Annotated in this window: 15 protein-coding genes; 14 read left to right on the top strand and 1 reads right to left on the bottom strand. The window is 67.4% G+C overall.

From position 1 onward, the window contains the following. Window position 1 precedes the first annotated feature (1 nt). The 14 genes from RPIT_RS02580 to RPIT_RS02645 all read left to right on the top strand — a co-directional run bounded on the left by RPIT_RS02580 (window position 2) and on the right by RPIT_RS02645 (window position 16,079). On the top strand, window positions 2-556 hold the full coding sequence (locus tag RPIT_RS02580; protein WP_077340326.1) for a NuoB/complex I 20 kDa subunit family protein: 555 nt from the start codon (window positions 2-4) through the stop codon (window positions 554-556). After that, the gene (locus RPIT_RS02585; RefSeq protein ID WP_077340328.1) at window positions 553-1,248 is read left to right on the top strand and encodes an NADH-quinone oxidoreductase subunit C; all 696 of its coding nucleotides are present in this window, start codon (window positions 553-555) and stop codon (window positions 1,246-1,248) included. The genes RPIT_RS02580 and RPIT_RS02585 overlap by 4 nt, the downstream gene beginning before the upstream one ends. 65 nt (window positions 1,249-1,313) lie before the next feature. Continuing rightward, the gene (locus RPIT_RS02590; protein ID WP_226996374.1) at window positions 1,314-2,594 is read left to right on the top strand and encodes an NADH-quinone oxidoreductase subunit D; all 1,281 of its coding nucleotides are present in this window, start codon (window positions 1,314-1,316) and stop codon (window positions 2,592-2,594) included. Beyond that, a complete protein-coding gene (gene nuoE, locus RPIT_RS02595; RefSeq protein ID WP_077340332.1) occupies window positions 2,591-3,334 on the top strand; it encodes an NADH-quinone oxidoreductase subunit NuoE in 744 nt (247 codons plus the stop codon). The genes RPIT_RS02590 and nuoE overlap by 4 nt, the downstream gene beginning before the upstream one ends. After that, the gene (gene nuoF / locus RPIT_RS02600; RefSeq protein ID WP_077340335.1) at window positions 3,331-4,644 is read left to right on the top strand and encodes an NADH-quinone oxidoreductase subunit NuoF; all 1,314 of its coding nucleotides are present in this window, start codon (window positions 3,331-3,333) and stop codon (window positions 4,642-4,644) included. The genes nuoE and nuoF overlap by 4 nt, the downstream gene beginning before the upstream one ends. Then, window positions 4,641-7,040, top strand: a complete 2,400-nt coding sequence (locus tag RPIT_RS02605) for an NADH-quinone oxidoreductase subunit G (protein WP_077340337.1) — start codon at window positions 4,641-4,643, stop codon at window positions 7,038-7,040. Before nuoF ends, RPIT_RS02605 begins: the two co-directional genes overlap by 4 nt. Window positions 7,041-7,046: 6 nt before the next feature. Next, window positions 7,047-8,390 (top strand): NADH-quinone oxidoreductase subunit NuoH, encoded by a 1,344-nt coding sequence (gene nuoH, locus RPIT_RS02610; RefSeq protein WP_077340339.1) that lies wholly within the window; start codon window positions 7,047-7,049, stop codon window positions 8,388-8,390. Further along, on the top strand, window positions 8,390-8,947 hold the full coding sequence (gene nuoI / locus RPIT_RS02615) for an NADH-quinone oxidoreductase subunit NuoI (protein WP_077340341.1): 558 nt from the start codon (window positions 8,390-8,392) through the stop codon (window positions 8,945-8,947). The genes nuoH and nuoI overlap by 1 nt, the downstream gene beginning before the upstream one ends. Then, complete coding sequence (locus RPIT_RS02620; protein WP_077340343.1) at window positions 8,944-9,765, top strand: NADH-quinone oxidoreductase subunit J; 822 nt, start codon at window positions 8,944-8,946, stop codon at window positions 9,763-9,765. The genes nuoI and RPIT_RS02620 overlap by 4 nt, the downstream gene beginning before the upstream one ends. Further along, entirely contained in the window at window positions 9,762-10,061 is a 300-nt protein-coding gene (gene nuoK / locus RPIT_RS02625) for an NADH-quinone oxidoreductase subunit NuoK (RefSeq protein ID WP_077340345.1), read from the top strand. Before RPIT_RS02620 ends, nuoK begins: the two co-directional genes overlap by 4 nt. 58 nt (window positions 10,062-10,119) lie before the next feature. Further along, complete coding sequence (nuoL, locus tag RPIT_RS02630; RefSeq protein WP_077344171.1) at window positions 10,120-11,976, top strand: NADH-quinone oxidoreductase subunit L; 1,857 nt, start codon at window positions 10,120-10,122, stop codon at window positions 11,974-11,976. Window positions 11,977-11,994: 18 nt separating this feature from the next. After that, a complete protein-coding gene (locus tag RPIT_RS02635; protein WP_077340347.1) occupies window positions 11,995-13,509 on the top strand; it encodes an NADH-quinone oxidoreductase subunit M in 1,515 nt (504 codons plus the stop codon). Further along, window positions 13,506-15,098, top strand: a complete 1,593-nt coding sequence (gene nuoN / locus RPIT_RS02640) for an NADH-quinone oxidoreductase subunit NuoN (protein ID WP_077340350.1) — start codon at window positions 13,506-13,508, stop codon at window positions 15,096-15,098. Before RPIT_RS02635 ends, nuoN begins: the two co-directional genes overlap by 4 nt. A 6-nt stretch (window positions 15,099-15,104) precedes the next feature. Continuing rightward, a complete protein-coding gene (locus RPIT_RS02645) occupies window positions 15,105-16,079 on the top strand; it encodes a polyprenyl synthetase family protein (RefSeq protein WP_418361365.1) in 975 nt (324 codons plus the stop codon). A gap of 265 nt (window positions 16,080-16,344) precedes the next feature. On the opposite strand, the gene RPIT_RS02650 is transcribed toward RPIT_RS02645, so the two are convergent. Next, window positions 16,345-18,294: a M13 family metallopeptidase gene (locus RPIT_RS02650; RefSeq protein WP_077340352.1), complete on the bottom strand. Its 1,950-nt coding sequence runs from the start codon at window positions 18,292-18,294 to the stop codon at window positions 16,345-16,347. Window positions 18,295-18,297: the final 3 nt, after the last annotated feature.

The following is an 18,297-nucleotide window of genomic DNA, read 5'->3' on the forward strand; positions in this document are numbered from 1 at the left end:
CATGGGAATCGAAGATAAGCTCCCCAGCGGCATCCTCCTGACGACTGTCGAGGGTGTCTTCGGCTGGCTCCGCAAGGCGTCGTTCTGGCCCGCGACCATGGGTCTGGCGTGCTGCGCGATCGAGATGATGGCCTACGGCACCCCCCGCTACGACGCGGGTCGGTGGGGCCAGGAGGTCTTCCGCGCGTCTCCGCGCCAGGCCGATCTCATGATCGTGTCGGGCCGCGTCTCGCAGAAGATGGCCCCGGTCATCCGCCAGGTCTACGACCAGATGCCCAACCCCAAGTGGGTCATCTCGATGGGCGCCTGCGCGTCCTCGGGCGGCATGTTCAACAACTACGCCATCGTGCAGGGCTGTGACCACTTTCTGCCCGTCGACATGTACATCCCGGGTTGCCCTCCGCGGCCCGACATGCTCATCGAGGCGATGTTCAAGCTGCGCGAGCAGGTGCAGCACCGTCCCATCGGCGCCAACGAGACCCTAGCCATCGAAGAGGCCGAGGCCGCAGCGCTGGCGGCTCCCGCGAAGTACGAGATGAAGGGGCTCATGCGATGACCGAGCAGGACCCGCGCCGCGCCGTCGAACCGACGACGTCGACTCCCACCCCGCGATCGAACTTCGCGAGCCGCAAGGGCATGTGGTCGAAGGGGGCCGGCGACACGTCCGGCTACGGCGGTCTCCAGCGTGACCTGGCGATGCCGGGCCTCAGCGAACCCCCGTTCGACGACGAGCACGATGCCATCCACGGGCGCGCCCTCCAGGTGCTCCCGGGCCTGACCGGGGCACGCTTCCTCTTCGACCGCGGCGAGCTCACCATCTACGTCCCCCGCGAGCAGCTGCCGGAGACAGTCCGCGCCTTCCGCGACGACCCGCATCTGCGGTTCGAGGTCTGCGTCTCGGTCTCGGGCGTGCACTACCCGGAGGAGAAGGGCGCGGAGCTCCACGTCGTCTACCACCTCCTGAGCTACACCCACAACCGTCGGGTCCGGCTCGAGGTCACGTGCTCCGACGACGACCCGCACGTGCCGTCGATCGTGGCCACCTACCCGATGGCGGACTGGCACGAGCGCGAGACGTGGGACATGTTCGGCGTCATCTTCGACGGCCACCCGTCGCTGACCCGCATCCTCATGCCCGACGACTGGCGCGGCCACCCGCAGCGCAAGGACTATCCGCTGGGCGGCGTCGACATTGAGTACAAGGGCGCGAAGGTTCCCGCCCCCGACAACCGGAGGACCTACTCGTGAGCACACACGCAGCATCCGAAGACGTCTTCGCCGGCACCGCTGAGGACCAGGCCGACCGGGTCTACCTGGCCCAGGGCGGCGACTGGGCGGACATCGCGTCCGAGCAGGCCGAGCGTGGCGACGAGACCATCGTCGTCAACATGGGTCCCCAGCACCCGTCGACCCACGGCGTGCTCCGCCTCATCCTCGAGATGGACGGCGAGACGGTCGAGTCCATCCGCCCGGCCATCGGCTTCCTGCACACGGGCATCGAGAAGAACATGGAGTACAAGACCTGGACCCAGGGCGTCACGTACGTGACGCGCATGGACTACGTCGCGCCCCTGTTCAACGAGGCCGCCTACTGCCTGGCCGTTGAGAAGCTGCTCGGGATCACCGACGAGATCCCGGAGCGCGCGACGATCATCCGCGTCCTGGTCATGGAGCTCAACCGCATCGCCTCCCACCTCGTGGCGATGGGCACCGGCGGCATGGAGATCGGCGCGCTGACGGTCATGACGATCGCCTTCCGCGAGCGCGAGATGATCCTCGACTTCCTCGAGGGCCTGTCCGGCCTCCGCATGAACCACGCCTACATCCGGCCCGGCGGCGTCGCCAACGACCTGCCCGAGGACGGGCTGGCGCACCTGCGCACCGTCATCGACTGGCTGAAGAAGCACCTGCCCGAGTACGCGACGTTCTGCAACGAGAACCCGATCTTCCTCGGCCGACTGTCCAACGTCGGAGTCATGAGCCTCACCGCGGCCACCATGATGGGCATGTCCGGCCCGCCGCTGCGCTCCACCGGCTACGACTGGGACCTCCGCAAGACCCAGCCCTACTGCGGCTACGAGACCTACGACTTCGACGTCGTCACCTGGGACTCCGAGGACTCCTACGGCCGGTTCCGGATCAGGCTCCAGGAGTGCTGGGAGAGCCTCAAGATCGTCGAGCAGTGCTACGAGCGCCTCGAGGCGACGCAGGGGCAGCCGGTCATGGTCGCCGACCAGAAGATCGCCTGGCCGGCCCAGCTGTCCGTCGGTCCCGACGGACAGGGCAACTCGAACGAGCACATCAAGCACATCATGGGCGAGTCCATGGAGGCGCTGATCCACCACTTCAAGATCGTCACCGAGGGTTTCAAGGTGCCGGTCGGCCAGGTGTACCAGGCCATCGAGTCGCCCAAGGGTGAGCTCGGCTGCCACGTCGTCTCCGACGGCGGCACCCGGCCCTACCGCGTGCACTTCCGCGACCCCGGCTTCAACCACCTGCAATCCGTTCCCCTCATGTGTGAGGGCGGCATGATGTCCGACGTCGTGGTCTCGATCGCGAGCCTCGACCCCGTCCTTGGAGGTGTGGACCGATGAGCGGCCACTTTGCCAGCCACTTCCCCGATTCCGGCTCGGTCGACTACAGCGATCAGTCGAGCAACATCGACGACACCACCATCGCCGAGCTGCGTGAGCTCGCGGCGCGCTACCCGCAGCCGCGTTCGGCGCTGCTCCCGATGCTTCACCTCGTGCAGTCTGTCGACGGTCGCGTCAGCCCCCGCGGTATCGAGGTCTGCGCCGACGTGCTCGGCATCACCACGGCTCAGGTGTCCGGCGTGGCGACGTTCTACACCATGTACAAGCGCCGTCCCGCGGGCCAGCACCACCTCGGCGTCTGCACCACCGCGCTCTGCGCCGTGATGGGCGGCGACATCCTGCTCGATCGCGCCAAGAAGCGCCTCGGCATCGACGAAGGCCAGACCACCCCTGACGGCAAGGTCTCGCTCGAGCGACTCGAATGCAACGCCGCCTGTGACTTCGCGCCCGTGGCCATGGTCAACTGGGAGTTCTTCGACAACATGGACCCGGCCAAGATGGACGACCTCATCCAGCGCCTCCTCGACGGGGAGGAGGTGGTCTCCTCCCGCGGAGCCACCATCACCTCCTGGAGGGAGGCCGAGCGGGTGCTCGCCGGTTTCCCGGATGGGCGCGCCGACGAGGGACCCTCGGCCGGCCCGGCGTCCGTGCTCGGTCTGGAGATCGCGCGTGAGAATGACTGGACCGCACCGCCCGCCGACGCCAAGCCGGCCGAGCAGAAGCCGGAGGAGGGCAAGTGACCGACCTGCTGACCCCCGTCCTCAGCGCCCACTGGGGCGAGGACAACTCGTGGAAGCTCTCCCGCTACGAGGCGACCGGCGGCTACCGCGCGATGCGCAAGGCGCTGGAGATGGAGCCCGCGGCCATCGTCGACCTGGTGAAGGAGGCGAACCTCCGCGGTCGCGGTGGCGCAGGCTTCCCGACCGGCATGAAGTGGTCGTTCGTCCCGCAGGACAACCCGAACCCGAAGTACCTCGTCGTCAACGCTGACGAGTCGGAGCCCGGCACCTGCAAGGACATCCCGCTCATGATGGCCTCGCCGCACACGCTGGTCGAAGGCATCATCATCTCGTCGTTCGCCATCAACTGTCACACGGCCTTCATCTACTGCCGCGGCGAGGTGCTGCACGTCATCCGCCGCCTGCAGCAGGCCGTGCGCGAGGCATACGCGGCCGGTTACCTCGGCAGGAACATCCTCGGCACCGGCTACGACCTCGACATCATCGTCCACGCCGGCGCGGGCGCCTACATCTGCGGCGAGGAGACGGCGCTGCTCGACTCGCTGGAGGGGCGCCGCGGCCAGCCGCGACTCCGGCCCCCGTTCCCCGCGGTGGCGGGTCTCTACGCCTCGCCCACCGTCGTGAACAACGTCGAATCCATCGCGTCCGTCCCGGCGATCGTCGACAACGGCGCCGCCTGGTTCCAGTCGATGGGGACCGAGAAGTCGAAGGGCTTCACGATCTACTCCGTGTCGGGGCACGTCAAGCGGCCCGGACAGTTCGAGGCCCCCATGGGCATCACGCTGCGCCAGCTCATCGAGCTGGGCGGTGGAATGCGTGACGGGCACGAGCTGAAGTTCTTCACGCCGGGCGGCTCGTCCACCCCCATCCTCACGGCGGAGGGGCTGGACATCCCACTCGACTACGAGGGGATGGCGGCGGCCGGCACGATGCTCGGCACCAAGGCGCTCCAGGTCTTCGACGACACCACGTCCATCGTCCGCACGACGCTCAGGTTCGTCGAGTTCTACAAGCACGAGAGCTGCGGCAAGTGCACCCCGTGCCGGGAGGGCTCGTGGTGGCTCGTCCAGCTTCTGATGAAGTTCGAGGCGGGGACCGCTGAAGAGGGCGACGTCGACAAGCTGCTCGACATCTGCGACAACATCGGCGGGCGCTCGTTCTGCGCCCTGGCCGACGGCGCCGTCGCCTGCGTCACCAGTGCCGTCAAGCACTTCCGCTCGGAGTTCGAGCAGGGCTACCACACGCCCGCCTGGGAGCTGTTCCCGTACGAGAAGAGCGCACTGTTCGCTGTGGAAGGAGACCCGCGATGACTGTCGACGCCAAGACGACCTCCGGTGAGGTGGCGCCGAAGCCTGATCTGGTCACCCTGACCATCGACGGCGTGGAGGTGAGCGTTCCGAAGGGGACGCTCATCATCCGAGCCGCCGAGATGATCGGCACGGCGATTCCGCGCTTCTGCGACCACCCGCTGCTCGACCCGGTCGGCGCCTGCCGCCAGTGCATGGTCGACATCCCCGACGCCGGCAACGGCCGCGGTTTCCCAAAGCCGCAGGCGTCCTGCACGATGCCGGTGGCCGAAGGCATGAAGGTCAACACCCAGGTGACCTCGCCCGTCGCGGCGAAGGCGCAGGAGGGCATGATCGAGTTCCTCCTCATCAACCACCCTCTTGACTGCCCGATCTGCGACAAGGGCGGCGAGTGCCCCCTGCAGAATCAGGCCCTGTCCAACGGGCGTGCAGAGAGCCGGTACTACGGCGCGAAGCGCACCTTCCCGAAGCCGGTCAGCATCTCGGCCCAAATCCTGCTCGACCGCGAGCGGTGCGTCCTGTGCGCCCGCTGCACGCGCTTCTCCGAGCAGATCTCCGGCGACCCGTTCATCGCCCTGGTGGAGCGCGGCGCGCTGCAGCAGGTGGGCAGCTACGAGCAGGACCCCTACGACTCGTACTTCTCCGGCAATGTGGTCCAGATCTGCCCCGTCGGTGCCCTCACCTCGGCCGCCTACCGGTTCCAGGCCCGTCCCTTCGACCTCGTGTCGACGACGACCACCTGCGAGCATTGCGCGGCCGGCTGCGAACTGCGCAGCGACCACCGTCACCATCAGGTGAAGCGCCGCCTGGCCGGCAGCAAGCCCGAGGTCAACGAGGAGTGGAACTGCGACAAGGGTCGCTTCGGCTTCATGTACGGCCGCGGCGACGACCGCATCCTGCGCCCGCTCGTGCGGCGTGACGGTGTGCTCCAGCCGGCGTCCTGGCCAGAGGCCATCGATGCCGCCGTGCTCGGGTTGCGCGCGGCCGGCACGTCGGTGGGTGTGCAGACGGGTGGCCGGCTGACGGTGGAGAACGCCTACGGCTACTCCAAGTTCGCCCGCGCGGTCCTCGGTACCAACAGCATCGACTTCAGGTCGCGCCCCTCCTCGGCCGAGGAGGCCGACTTCCTGGCCTCCACCGTGGCCGGGCGCACACTCGAGTCCTCGGTGACCTACGAGGCGCTGGAGGCCGCCAAGCACGTCGTGCTGGTCGCCTTCGAGCCCGAGGACGAGTCTCCGATCGTGTTCCTGCGGCTCCGCAAGGCGGTCCGCACGGGACTGAAGGTGACCACGTTGGCCCCGTTCGCCTCTCGCGGCTCGGAGAAGCTCAAGGCCACCCTCGTGCCGGTCGCTCCCGGTGAGGAGGCCGGGGCGCTCCGCGGCCTCGACGGGCTCGATGCGGGCACCGTCATCCTTGTGGGGGAGCGCGCCGCTGCTCTGCCCGGCCTGCTGAGCTCCGCTGCCGCAACGGCCGCCGCCACCGGTGCCCGCCTGGCGTGGATCCCACGCCGCGCCGGCGACGTCGGTGCGGTGGAGGCCGGCTGCCTGCCGACGCTGCTGCCCGGCGGGCGACTGGTCTCGGACGCCACGGCGCGGGTCGACGTCGCTTCCCACTGGGGCGTCTCGTCGCTCCCCGGAGAGCCTGGGCTCACCGCCGACGAGCAGTTCGCCGCCGCGGCCGACGGTTCGCTCAAGGCCCTCGTCGTCGCCGGCGTCGATCCCTACGATCTGGCGGACCCTGCCGCCGCTCTGGCGGGACTGGAGAACGCCGAGTTCGTCGTCAGCATCGAACAGCGCGCCTCCGCGGTCACCGAACGGGCCAACGTGGTCTTCCCCGCGGCGCTGCTCGAGGAGCAGTCGGGCTACTTCTACAACTGGGAGCACCGCCTCGGTCGGGTCCGCATCGTCAACAAGGCGACGACGTCGCCGATGACGGATCTGCGGATCCTGGCCGCGCTGGCCGACGCCATGGGCTCCGACCTCGGCTTCCGGGCGTCGAAGCAGGCCTTCGCCGATTTCGTGGAACTCGGGGCCTGGGACGGACAGCGAGCTGCGGCTCCGTCAGTCGAGGCGGGCGAGGTTCCCGGAGGCGTGATCGCCGCCGGCTGGCGCGAGTTGCTGGACGCGAGCCAGGGCAACGACTACGAGCTCGCACTTCGCGCGACGGCACGTCCGCCCGCCGCCCGCGTCTCCGCGGAGACTGCGGAGCGCCTGGGCCTCACCGAGGTGGCCACGGTCACGACGCCGAGCGGCACCATGGTGCTGCCCGTCGAGATCACCCACCCGATGGTCGACGACGTCGTGTGGGTCCCGCTCAACCCCAGCACCACCGAACGGATCACAGTGACGCCCGGCGCCGCGGTCTCCGTGTCGGCCGTCTCTGTGGACGAAGGAGAGTAAACGGACATGGACATCTTCTTCCAGGACCCCTGGTGGCTGATCCTCATCAAGGTGGTGGCGCTCTTCGTCATCCTGCTGGTGTGGACCATCTTCAACGTGTGGTACGAGCGGCGGCTGGTCGGCAAGATGCAGCACCGCCTCGGCCCGATCATGAACGGTCCGTTCGGCCTCGGGCAGGCCCTCGCCGACGGCGCCAAGCTGCTGGCCAAGGAGGACTTCCGGCCGAAGAACGCCGACAAGTGGATCTTCAACCTCGCGCCGATCCTCACCGGCGTCGCCGCCTTCACCGCCTGGACGGTGATCCCGTTCGGTGGGGAGGTGACCATCGCCGGGTACACCACGCGGCTGCAGGTCGCCGATCTGCCGGTGGCCACGATCTTCATCCTGGCTGTTGCGTCGATCGGCATCTACGGCATCGTGCTGGCAGGCTGGGCGGGCAACTCCACCTACTCCTTCCTCGGCTCGATCCGCTCCACCGCCCAGATGATCTCCTACGAGATCTCCATGGGGCTGAGCATCGTCGCTGTCCTGCTCATGGCGGGCACGATGTCCACCAACGGCATCGTGCAGCGACAGGCGGAGACTCTCCCGCTGGGCATCCCCTTCACCGACATCCAGTTCGATCTGGGCATCACCGGCTGGTACGCACTGCTGCTGTTCCCGTCGTTCATCATCTACGCCATCTCGATGGTCGGTGAGACGAACCGTGCGCCGTTCGACCTGCCCGAGTGTGAGTCGGAGCTCGTCTCGGGCTACCTGACGGAGTACTCGGGCTTCCGCTACGCCATGTTCTTCCTCGCTGAATACATCAACATGGCCACGGTCTCCGCGGTGTGCACCACGCTCTTCCTCGGCGGCTACCTGCCGCCGTGGCCGCTCAACCTCATCCCGTTCCTCAACAACGCCTGGCTCGGGCCGATCTGGTTCATCATCAAGGTCCAGCTGCTCATCTCTGTGTTCGTCTGGCTGCGCGGCACCCTGCCGCGTCTGCGCTACGACCAGTTCATGAACCTCGGCTGGAAGGTGCTGATCGAGGTCTCGCTCGTGTGGATCGTGATCGTCGCCGTCGTGGCGCGCACGTCGTTCAGGAACTCGACGATCCTCCTGGGCGTCGGGCTCATGGCAGCCCTCTACTGGTTCTTCTTCATCCACCGCAAGAACCGCGCCATTGAGAAGCCTCTCGAGCGGGAGTTCGCCATGGACGACGTCTTCGATCCGTTCGCGGGCGGCTATCCCATTCCGCCCCGTCCGGGACAGACGCTGCCCGAGTTCGCCTCAGTGGTGACCGGCGCTGAACCGCAGGTCGACACCGACACCAGCGATACGACCACCGAAGGGAAGGAGTTCTGATGGGACTGCTCGACCCGTGGGCCGGCTTCGGCATCACCCTCAACACGATCTTCCGTAAGACGTTCACCCAGTCCTACCCGCACAAGAAGGGCGCGGAGAAGGTCACCATGCCGCGCTTCCACGGCCGCCACCAGCTGAACCGCTGGCCGGATGGACTCGAGAAGTGCGTGGGCTGCGAGCTGTGCGCCTGGGCCTGCCCCGCCGACGCGATCTACGTCGAGGGTGCCGACAACACCGACGACAACCGTTACTCGCCCGGCGAGCGCTTCGGCCACGTCTACCAGATCAACTACCTGCGCTGCATCTTCTGCGGTCTGTGCATCGAGGCGTGCCCGACGCGTGCGCTCACGATGACGAACGACTTCAAGCTGTCCAACACCACCCGCATGAAGATGATCTACGAGAAGGAAGATCTCCTGGCGCCGCTGCTGCCCGGGATGGAGCAGCCGCCCCACCCGCGCCGCCTCGGCGACGACGAGCAGACCTACTTCCTGGGCCTGCCGGAGACCGGCACGCCCGACACCCGTACCGCAACGACCTCAGGAGGGGCCCAATGATGCCTCTTGTCCCGCTGGTGACCGCGGGGGAGGTGGCCTTCTGGGTGTGCGCGCCGATCGCGGTGCTGTGCGCGCTCGGCTTCCTCCTGTCGCGCAAGCCGGTCCACTCCGCCATCTTCATGGCGGGCGTGATGATCTCGCTCGCGGTGCTCTACGCCGCGCAGGACGCCCCGTTCCTGTTCGTCATCCAGATCGTGGTCTACACGGGCGCGATCCTGATGCTGTTCCTCTTCGTCGTCATGCTGATCGGCGTGGACTCAACCGACTCTGTGGTCGAGACGATCCGGGGCCACCGAGTCACCTCGGCGCTGGTCGCTGTGGGCGTCGGTGTGCTCCTCGTCCTGGCCGTCGGCCAGAACGCCGTCTACGGCGAGCCGGCCGGACTGGCCGCTGCGAACGCCGAGTACGGCGGCAACATCCAGTCGATCGCGGCGCTGCTCTTCTCGAAGTACGTCTTCCTGTTCGAGGCCACCGCGGCTCTGATGATCACCGCCGCGGTCGGCGCCATGCTGCTCGCACACGGCGAGCGACTGAAGCGCAAGCGCAACCAGATCGAGACCCTGACCGATCGTGTCCGCGCGTACGCGGAGACCGGCGAGCACCCCGGCCCGCTGCCCAACTCGGGCGTGTTCGCCCGGCACAACGCCATTTCCACCCCGGCCCTGCTGCCGGACGGCTCAGTGGCTGAGAAGTCCATCTCCAAGACGCTCGCCATGCGCGGCGTGATCGTCGACGTGAACGAACTCCGTGCGCCGACCAACGCCGCCTACGCGGTCGTGGAGAAGCGGACCTCCGAAATCGAAGGAGACGACGAATGAGCCCCGAGGGGTACCTGATCCTGTCGGCGATCCTGTTCACCGTGGGCGTGGCGGGCTTCCTGTTGCGACGCAACGCGATCATCGCCTTCATGAGCATCGAGCTGATGCTCAACGCCACGAACCTGGCCTTCGTCTCGTTCTCCCGCTACCACGGCAACCTCGACGGTCTGATCGCGGCGTTCTTCGTGATGGTGGTGGCGGCAGCCGAGGTCGTGGTCGGCCTGGCGATCATCGTCGCTGTGTACCGCGCCCGCCGCTCGGCCTCGGTCGACGACGTCAACCTGATGAAGTTCTAAGAGGTCAAGAAACGTGCAACTCCTCGAATCCGTTTCCGCCGTGTCGGGCACGGGCCTGATGGTCTGGCTGCTCATCGCAGTGCCACTCGCGTCCGCGGCGTTCCTGCTGCTCGCGGGCCGCGCCACCGATGCCTGGGGCCACTACCTCGGCACCTTCGCCCCGATCGTGAGCTTCGTGCTCGGTCTTCTCCTGTTCCTCCAAATGCTGGGTGCCGCCGAAGAGTCCCGGCCCATCAACGTGCAGCTGTACGAGTGGATCGCCACCGGCGACTGGTCGATCAACATCGGGCTGCTCGTCGACCCGCTGTCGATCCTCTTCGTGCTGCTCATCACCGGAGTGGGCTCGCTCATCCACGTGTACTCGATCGGCTACATGGCGCACGACGAGCGCCGTCGCCGGTTCTTCGCCTACCTCAACCTCTTCATCGCCGCGATGCTGACGCTGGTGCTGGCGGACAACTACCTGGTGCTCTTCCTCGGCTGGGAAGGCGTTGGCCTGGCCTCGTACCTGCTGATCAGCTTCTGGGCCCACCGCCCGTCCGCATCCGCGGCCGGCAACAAGGCGTTCATCGTCAACCGCGTCGGTGACCTCGGGCTCAGCATGGCCATCTTCTCGATGCTCGCCATGTTCGGCAGCGTCCGCTTCGAGGACGTCAACGCCGGAGCCGCAGACCTCACGCCCCTGTGGGCGACGCTCATCGGATTCCTCCTGCTCGTCGGCGCGTGCGGCAAGTCCGCCCAGGTGCCGCTGCAGTCCTGGCTGCTCGACGCGATGGAGGGCCCCACCCCGGTGTCGGCCCTCATCCACGCCGCGACGATGGTCACCGCCGGCGTCTACCTCGTCGTCCGCTCCAACGCCATCTACGCCCAGACGGAGGTCGCCACGACGGCTGTGGCCATCGTCGGTACCGTGACGCTGCTCTTCGGTGCCTGGATCGGTACGTCGAAGGACGACATCAAGAAGGTGCTGGCAGGATCGACGATGTCGCAGATCGGCTACATGATGCTGGCCGCCGGGCTGGGTCCGGTGGGCGCGTCGTTCGCGATCTTCCACCTGCTGACCCACGGCTTCTTCAAGGCCAACATGTTCCTCGGCGCCGGATCCGTCATGCACGGGATGAACGACGACGTCAACATGCGCCACTACGGAGCCCTGGCGAAGTCGATGAAGATCACCTTCTTCACCTTCGCCATGGGCTACCTGGCGATCATCGGCTTCCCGTTCACGTCCGGCTTCTACTCGAAGGACCACATCATCGAGGCCGCCTTCCACGAGAACACGATCATCGGCGTGCTGGCACTCATCGGCGCCGGCGTTACCGCGTACTACATGACGCGACTGATGATGATGACGTTCTTCGGCGAGAAGCGCTGGGCCGACGACGTGCATCCGCACGAGTCGCCGCTCGTGATGACGGTCCCGCTCATCGTGCTGGCCGTGTTGTCCATCGTCGCGGGCCTCGCGATGAACGGCTGGATCCAGGACTGGCTGGCCAGCTCCACCGGTCAGGAGCCGCACAACACGCCACTGATCAACTTCACCACGATCGGGCTCATCACGCTCGCCGTCGTGGCGGTGGGCGTGGCCCTGGGCTGGTTCCTGCACAAGGGCCGCATCCCGCGCGACGAGCCGGCCACCCGCAACCCGCTGGTCCTCGCCGGACGCAACGACCTCTACGGCGACGCGTTCAACGAGCACGCCATCATCCGCCCCGCCAAGGGGCTGGCCGCAGGGCTGACCGCGTTCGACCGCGGCGCCGTCGACGGTGCCGCCATGGGCAGCGCGTCGATGGCACTGGGCCTGGGGGAGTGGCTGCGTCGCGCGCAGAACGGGTACGTGCGCAGCTACGGCCTCACGCTTGCTGTCGGCGTCCTCATCCTGGCCGCCGTCGTCATCGTCGGACAGCTGGGCTAAGGGAGTTACGAGAAAGACATGACTTTGCCTCTTTTGACCATCCTTGCCCTCGTGCCCATCGTGGGTGCGCTGGTGCTCTTCTTCCTCAAGGGACACACCGCGCGCCTCGTCGGTCTCGGCATCGCGCTGACCACGACCATCCTCGGTGTGCTGGCGTTCGTGCTGCACGCCGGCGGCCAGGTGCTGGCCGAGGAAGTGCCCTGGATCCCGGCCGTCGGGGCCCACTACGCCCTCGACCTCGACGGCATGGGCGCCATCCTCGTGCTCATGACGGTGATCATCGTCCCGATCGTGCTGCTCGCCGAGTGGCACGTCGGTGATCAGCTCGACGCCAGGTGGGGCACCAACGTGTTCTTCGCGCTGGCGCTGCTGCTGCAGGGATTCGCCCTGATCGTCTTCATGGCCTCCGACGTCCTGCTGTTCTACCTCGCCTTCGAGGCGACGCTGATCCCCACCTACTTCCTCATCGGTGGGTTCGGCGGGCCGGCCCGGCGGGCAGCTGCCATCAAGTTCCTCATCTACTCGCTCGCCGGCGGACTGGTGATGCTCGTGGCGGTGGCCGGCGTGTACGCCGCGTCCGCAGCGCAGGGCGGCCCGAGCTTCCTCATCGGCGATCTCGTCGATCTGGAGATGTCCACCGGGATGGGCCGCTGGCTCTTCGCCGGGTTCTTCTTCGCCTTCGCGGTGAAGGCCCCGCTCGTCGGCCTACACACCTGGCTGCCCGACACCGCCGAGCAGGCCACCCCGGGAACGTCGACGCTGCTCGTCGGCATCCTGGACAAGATCGGCACCTTCGGCATGATCAAGATCTGCCTCCAGATGTTCCCCGAGGCGAGCCAGTGGGCAACCCCCGTCATCCTGGTGTGGGCCATCGTCTCAGTGCTCTACGGCGCCTTCATGGCGTTCGGCGCGAAGGACCTGCTGCGCCTGGTGTCCTACACCTCCATCAGCCACTTCGGCTTCATGGTGTTCGGCATCTTCGCGCTCACGTCGCAGTCGCTCAGCGGCTCGATCTTCTACATGCTCAACCACGGCCTCTCGACCGCCGCCATGTTCCTCGTCGTCGGGTTCCTCATCCGCCGTCGCGGCTCGGCGCACATCGACGCCTTCGGTGGCGTGCAGACGGTGGCGCCGGTGCTGGCAGGCGTGCTGCTGATCTCGGGCCTCTCTGCGTTGGCTCTGCCGGGCATGGGCAGCTTCGTCTCGGAGTTCCTCGTCATGGCTGGCGCCTGGCAACGCTTCCCGATCCACACCGCCGTCATCACGCTCGGTATGGTTCTGGCTGCCGTCTACGTGCTGCGGATGTACCTGCGCACGATGACCGGCCCGGTGACCGAGCAGGTCGCCACCCACGTCACGACCGACGTCACCTTCCGGGAGAAGGCGGTCATCGCGCCGCTGCTCGTCCTGTTGGTCATCTTCGGCTTCTTCCCGAAGCCGCTGCTGACGGTGGCCGATGACGCCGCCCAGCGCACGATGGCCGTCGTCGGTGTCGACGATCCCGCCCCCCAGGTCAAGGAAGGCAACCGATGATCGCGCTCCTGGAGACTCTTCCCCAGCTCCCCCTCCCCGAGCTGGAGTGGATGCTGCTGTCGCCACTGCTGGTCCTCTTCGCGGCGGCCTGCCTGGGCGTGCTGCTCGAGGCCGTGGTGCCCCGGGACTACCGCTACATCGTCCAGTCGGGCGTGGCCTTCATCGCGGTCATCGCCGCTCTGGGCCTCACCATCATCAACTGGATCGAGGGCCAGCAGCAGCTGGTCGCGATGGATCTGCTGGCCATCGACGGCCCCGCCTACGTCTTCTGGACCCTGCTGCTCATCGCAGGGCTCGGCGGAGTCGCGCTCTTCGCGGAGCGAGGACTCGGAGGGGGACAGTCGGCCTTCGCCTCGTCGGCGGCCACCGTGCCCGGATCGCCGCTGGAACGTGAAGCCGATCGGATGCGCCGCGAGCACACCGAGATCTTCCCGCTGCTGCTCTTTGCGCTGTTCGGGATGATGATCTTCGCCTCGGCCAACGACCTCCTGACGCTCTTCGTCGCGCTGGAGATCTTCTCCCTCCCGCTCTACCTCATGACCGGCATGGCGCGACGTCGCCGCCTTCTCAGCCAGGAAGCGGCCCTCAAGTACTTCCTGCTGGGCTCGCTCGCGTCGGCCATCATGCTGTACGGCATCGCGATGCTCTACGGGTTCGCCGGGGGCTTCGCGCTGGCCGACATCGACCAGGCGGTCGTCTCCCAGACGGCCTCCTCGCACTCGTGGCTGCTGCTCATCGGCATGCTGCTGCTGTCGGTCGGTCTGCTCTTCAAGATCGGTGCGGTGCCCTTCCACGCCTGGACCCCGGACGCCTACATGGGCGCCCCGTCCCCGGTCACGGGATTCATGGCCGTGGCCACGAAGACCGCCGCCGTTGCCGCGCTGCTGCGCGTCTTCTACGTGGCGCTGGCCGGGCTCGCCTGGGACTGGCAGCTGCTGTTCGCCGTCGTCGCCGTCCTCACCATGCTGCTCGGCGTCACCGTCGCCCTGGCGCAGAACGACCTCAAGCGCCTCCTGGCCTACTCATCGATCGCTCACGCCGGGTTCATCCTCGTCGCGGTGGTCGGTGCCGTGGCGGCCGGCGAGAACGTCTACGTGTCCAGCGTCGGCTCGATCGGCTTCTACCTCCTCACCTACGGGCTGGCCACGCTCGGCGCCTTCGCCATCGTCATGATGGTGCGGCGCTCGGGCGGCGAGGCCAACGGGATCGACGCCTGGCGAGGCCTCGGCCGACGTAACCCGATCGTTGCCGCCCTCATGACCCTGTTCATGCTGAGCTTCGCAGGCATCCCGCTCACCGCCGGGTTCATCGGCAAGCTGACCGTCTTCGCGGCGGCCTGGGCCGGCGGATACGGCTGGCTCGTGCTCGTCGCCGTCGTCATGAGCGTCATCGCCGCCTTCTTCTACCTCAAGGTTGTCGTGGCCATGTGGTTCCAGGATGCCGACGACGCGACCGTCGGGACGGTCGAGACGCCGTCCCTGTGGACGTGGTCGGTGCTCGTCGTCACGGGTGTGGCTACGCTGGTCCTCGGCCTGATCCCGGGCGGGGTGCTTCAGCTGATCGCGGATGCAGCCCAGTTCATTCGCTAATAGGAGTTGAGTGTCGTGGGCGAGTCCCCACTCGATGAGCAGCTGAGCATGCTGCTCGAGACGTTCGAGGAGCAGTTGGTCACCGCAGCGGTGGCCGACTCCCCGTTCGTCACTGAGGCGGCGCGCCATCTGGTCGCGGCCGGGGGGAAGCGTTTCCGTCCGCTGTTGGTATTCCTGGCGTCGCGCTTCGGCGCGGGTGCCACCGAGGGCGACCTGATGCGGGCGGCCATGGTGATGGAGCTCACCCACGTGGCCAGCCTGTACCACGACGACGTCATGGACGACGCCGACCTGCGCCGCGGCGCCCCGTCGTCGAACCGACTATGGGGAAACTCGGTGGCCATCCTCGTCGGCGACTTCCTGTTCGCCAGGGCATCGACACAGGTGGCCGAGCTGGGCGTCGAGTACGTCAAGCTTCAGGCCGAGACCTTCGCACGCCTCGTGCAGGGTCAGATCGCGGAAACCAAGGGGCCCGGTGAGTTGGAGGATCCCCTGGCGCACTACATCCAGGTGATCGCCGACAAGACCGGCTCGCTCATCGCCGCCTCGGCGCTGTTCGGTGGAATGGTGGCCGGTGCCGATCGGCAGACGCTCGATGCGCTGGCGGCCTTCGGGGAGGAGGTCGGGCTGGTGTTCCAGTTGAGCGACGACCTCATCGACATCACCTCCGAGACCACCGGTAAGACTCCCGGGACCGATCTCCGCGAAGGCGTCCCGACCCTACCGGTGCTGATGCTTCGGGCCGAGAACAACCCTGCCGATGCGGAGCTGCTGGCGCTGATCGACGGCGACCTCGCTTCCGATGAGGCGCTTGCGAGGGCGCTGGAGGGGCTCAGCGCCCATCCGGTGATGCAGCGGGCGAAGGCCGAGGTCGAACGTCGCGCCGAGATCGCCCGCGGCCACCTCGACCCCTTGCCCGACGGCGAGGCCAAGGACGCCCTGCTGCGCGTGTGTGCCGACCTGGTGGACCGGACCAACTGACCCTCACTGCTCCCTGAGCAGGCCCGCTGACGACGTCAGCACTCAGGAGAGCGTCATCACCACCGCGATTTCCTTGTCTGTGGGGCACTGCTTCAGGTCCTCGGCCGCATCCTCGCCGATCAGGCCCGACACTTCGTCCAGCCCGAGATAGCCGCCGCCAGCGTTGACCTGGTCGCCCGCAGGCCGCAGTGGAGACGAGCGCGACGATTGGGCCCGCCAATCGTTTGTGCAGCTTTCTCATGGAACTCTCCTTCGCCGGGCCGAATCACCAGATCGTGACCCGATCCTGCTCGTCCAACCACAGCGCGTCGTCCTCAGTCACTCCGAACGCTTCGTAGAAGGCGTCGAGGTTGCGCACGATCTGGTTGCAGCGGAACTCGTCGGGGGAGTGGGGGTCGGTCCCCAACTGCACCTTCAGCGCCTCCGGGCGGCGCTTGGTTCGCCAGGCCTGGGCCCAGCCGGTGAAGAACCGCTGGGCCGGGGTGAGTCCGTCGATCTGCTCGCCGTCGGGGTCCCCACCTGCCAGGAGCCACGCCTTGTACGCGATGCCCAGGCCGCCGAGGTCGCCGATGTTCTCGCCGACGGTGAGCTTGCCGTTGACCGACGCCCCTTCCACGCCCTCGGGCACCAGGCCGTCGTACTGCTGGACCAGGCTCTCAGCGAGCCCCTCGAAGGCCTCGCGGTCGGCGGGCTGCCACCAGTCGCGCAGCCGCCCCTCGCCGTCGCAGGTGGAGCCCTTGTCGTCGAAGCCGTGGCCGATCTCATGGCCGATCACCGCGCCGATCGCGCCGTAGTTGACCGCGTCGTCGGCGTCGGCGTTGAAGAACGGGGGCTGCAGGATGGCTGCGGGGAAGACGATCTCGTTGCGCAGCGGGTGGTAGTAGGCGTTGACGGTCTGGGGGAACATGCCCCATTCCTCGCGGTCGATAGGGCCCCCAGCCTTGGACAGGGTGTAGTCCAGCTCGAATGAGTTGGCCGCCAGCACATTGCCGACGAGGTCGTCTCGAGAGACGGAGAGCGCCGTGTAGTCGCGCCACTTCGACGGGTAGCCGATCTTCGGTGTGAAAGCCGACAGCTTCTGAAGCGCCTCCTCGCGGGTCTCATCGGTCATCCAGCTGAGCTCCTCGATGGAGTTTCGATAGGCGGCCAGCAGATTGGCCACCAGCGCGTCCATCGCCTCCTTCGCCGACGGGGTGAAGTGGCGCTCGACGTACAGTTTGCCGATGGCCTCACCGAGCACTCCCTCGACCAGGGCGACGCCGCGCTTCCACCGGGGGCGCTGCTCCTCGTTGCCGCGCAGGGTCTTCTCGTAGAAGTCGAAGCTGGCCTCGACGAACTCGGCCGATAGGTACGGCGACAGTCCCGCGATCGCCTTCCACCGCGCCCAGGAACGCCACTGCTCCAGGGGTGCGTCCTTGAGCAGGGACGCAGCGCCCTCGAGGAACGACGGCTGGGCGACGATGACCTCGGCCACCTTGTCGTGTGGGATGGCCGCGCCGTCGAGGTAGGCGTCCCAATCGAAGCCGGGGGAGAGGTCGCGCAGGTCGGCCAACGTCATGGGGTTGTACATCGCGCGCAGGTCGCGGCGCCGCACCACGTCCCAGTGGTGAGATGCGATGGCCGTCTCCAGCTTCATGACGGCGTCGGCCTGGTCCTCAGCGTCGGTGAGGCCGGCCAGCTCGAAGACGCGCCGCAGGTGGGAGCGGTAGGCGTCCCTGACGTCGGCGTGGTCGTCGAGACGGTAGTAGGCCTCGTCGGGCAGCCCCAGGCCGCCCTGCATCGCGAACAGGGCGTACCGGCTCGGCTCGCCGGGGTCGGCATCCTCGCTGAAGTGCACGAGCGGGCTCAACCCGTGCCGGAGTGACCAGCCCAGGTGACGGGCGACGTCGCTCGGTTCGGCGAGTTGGTCAATGGAGGCGAGGATCGGCCGCAACGGCTCGGTGCCGAGCGCCTGGATGCGGTCCTCGTCCATGAAACTGGCGTACAGGGCAGCCACTTTGCCCGAGTCCGTCGTCGGGTCCCCGTCGACGGGCTGCTCCTCGATGATGATTCGCACGTCCCGCTCGGCCTGGTCGACGAGGTCGATGAAGTTGCCCGCGGCGGAACGGTCGGGGGCGATCTGAGCGTTCGCGAGCCACGTGCCGTTGACGTGGCGGAACAGATCGTCCTGCGGGCGAACGGCGGGATCGGAGTGCTCGAAACTGATGGCTGTCATGCA

The organism is Tessaracoccus flavus, assembly GCF_001997295.1.
Classification (GTDB): Bacteria; Actinomycetota; Actinomycetes; order Propionibacteriales; family Propionibacteriaceae; genus Arachnia; species Arachnia flava.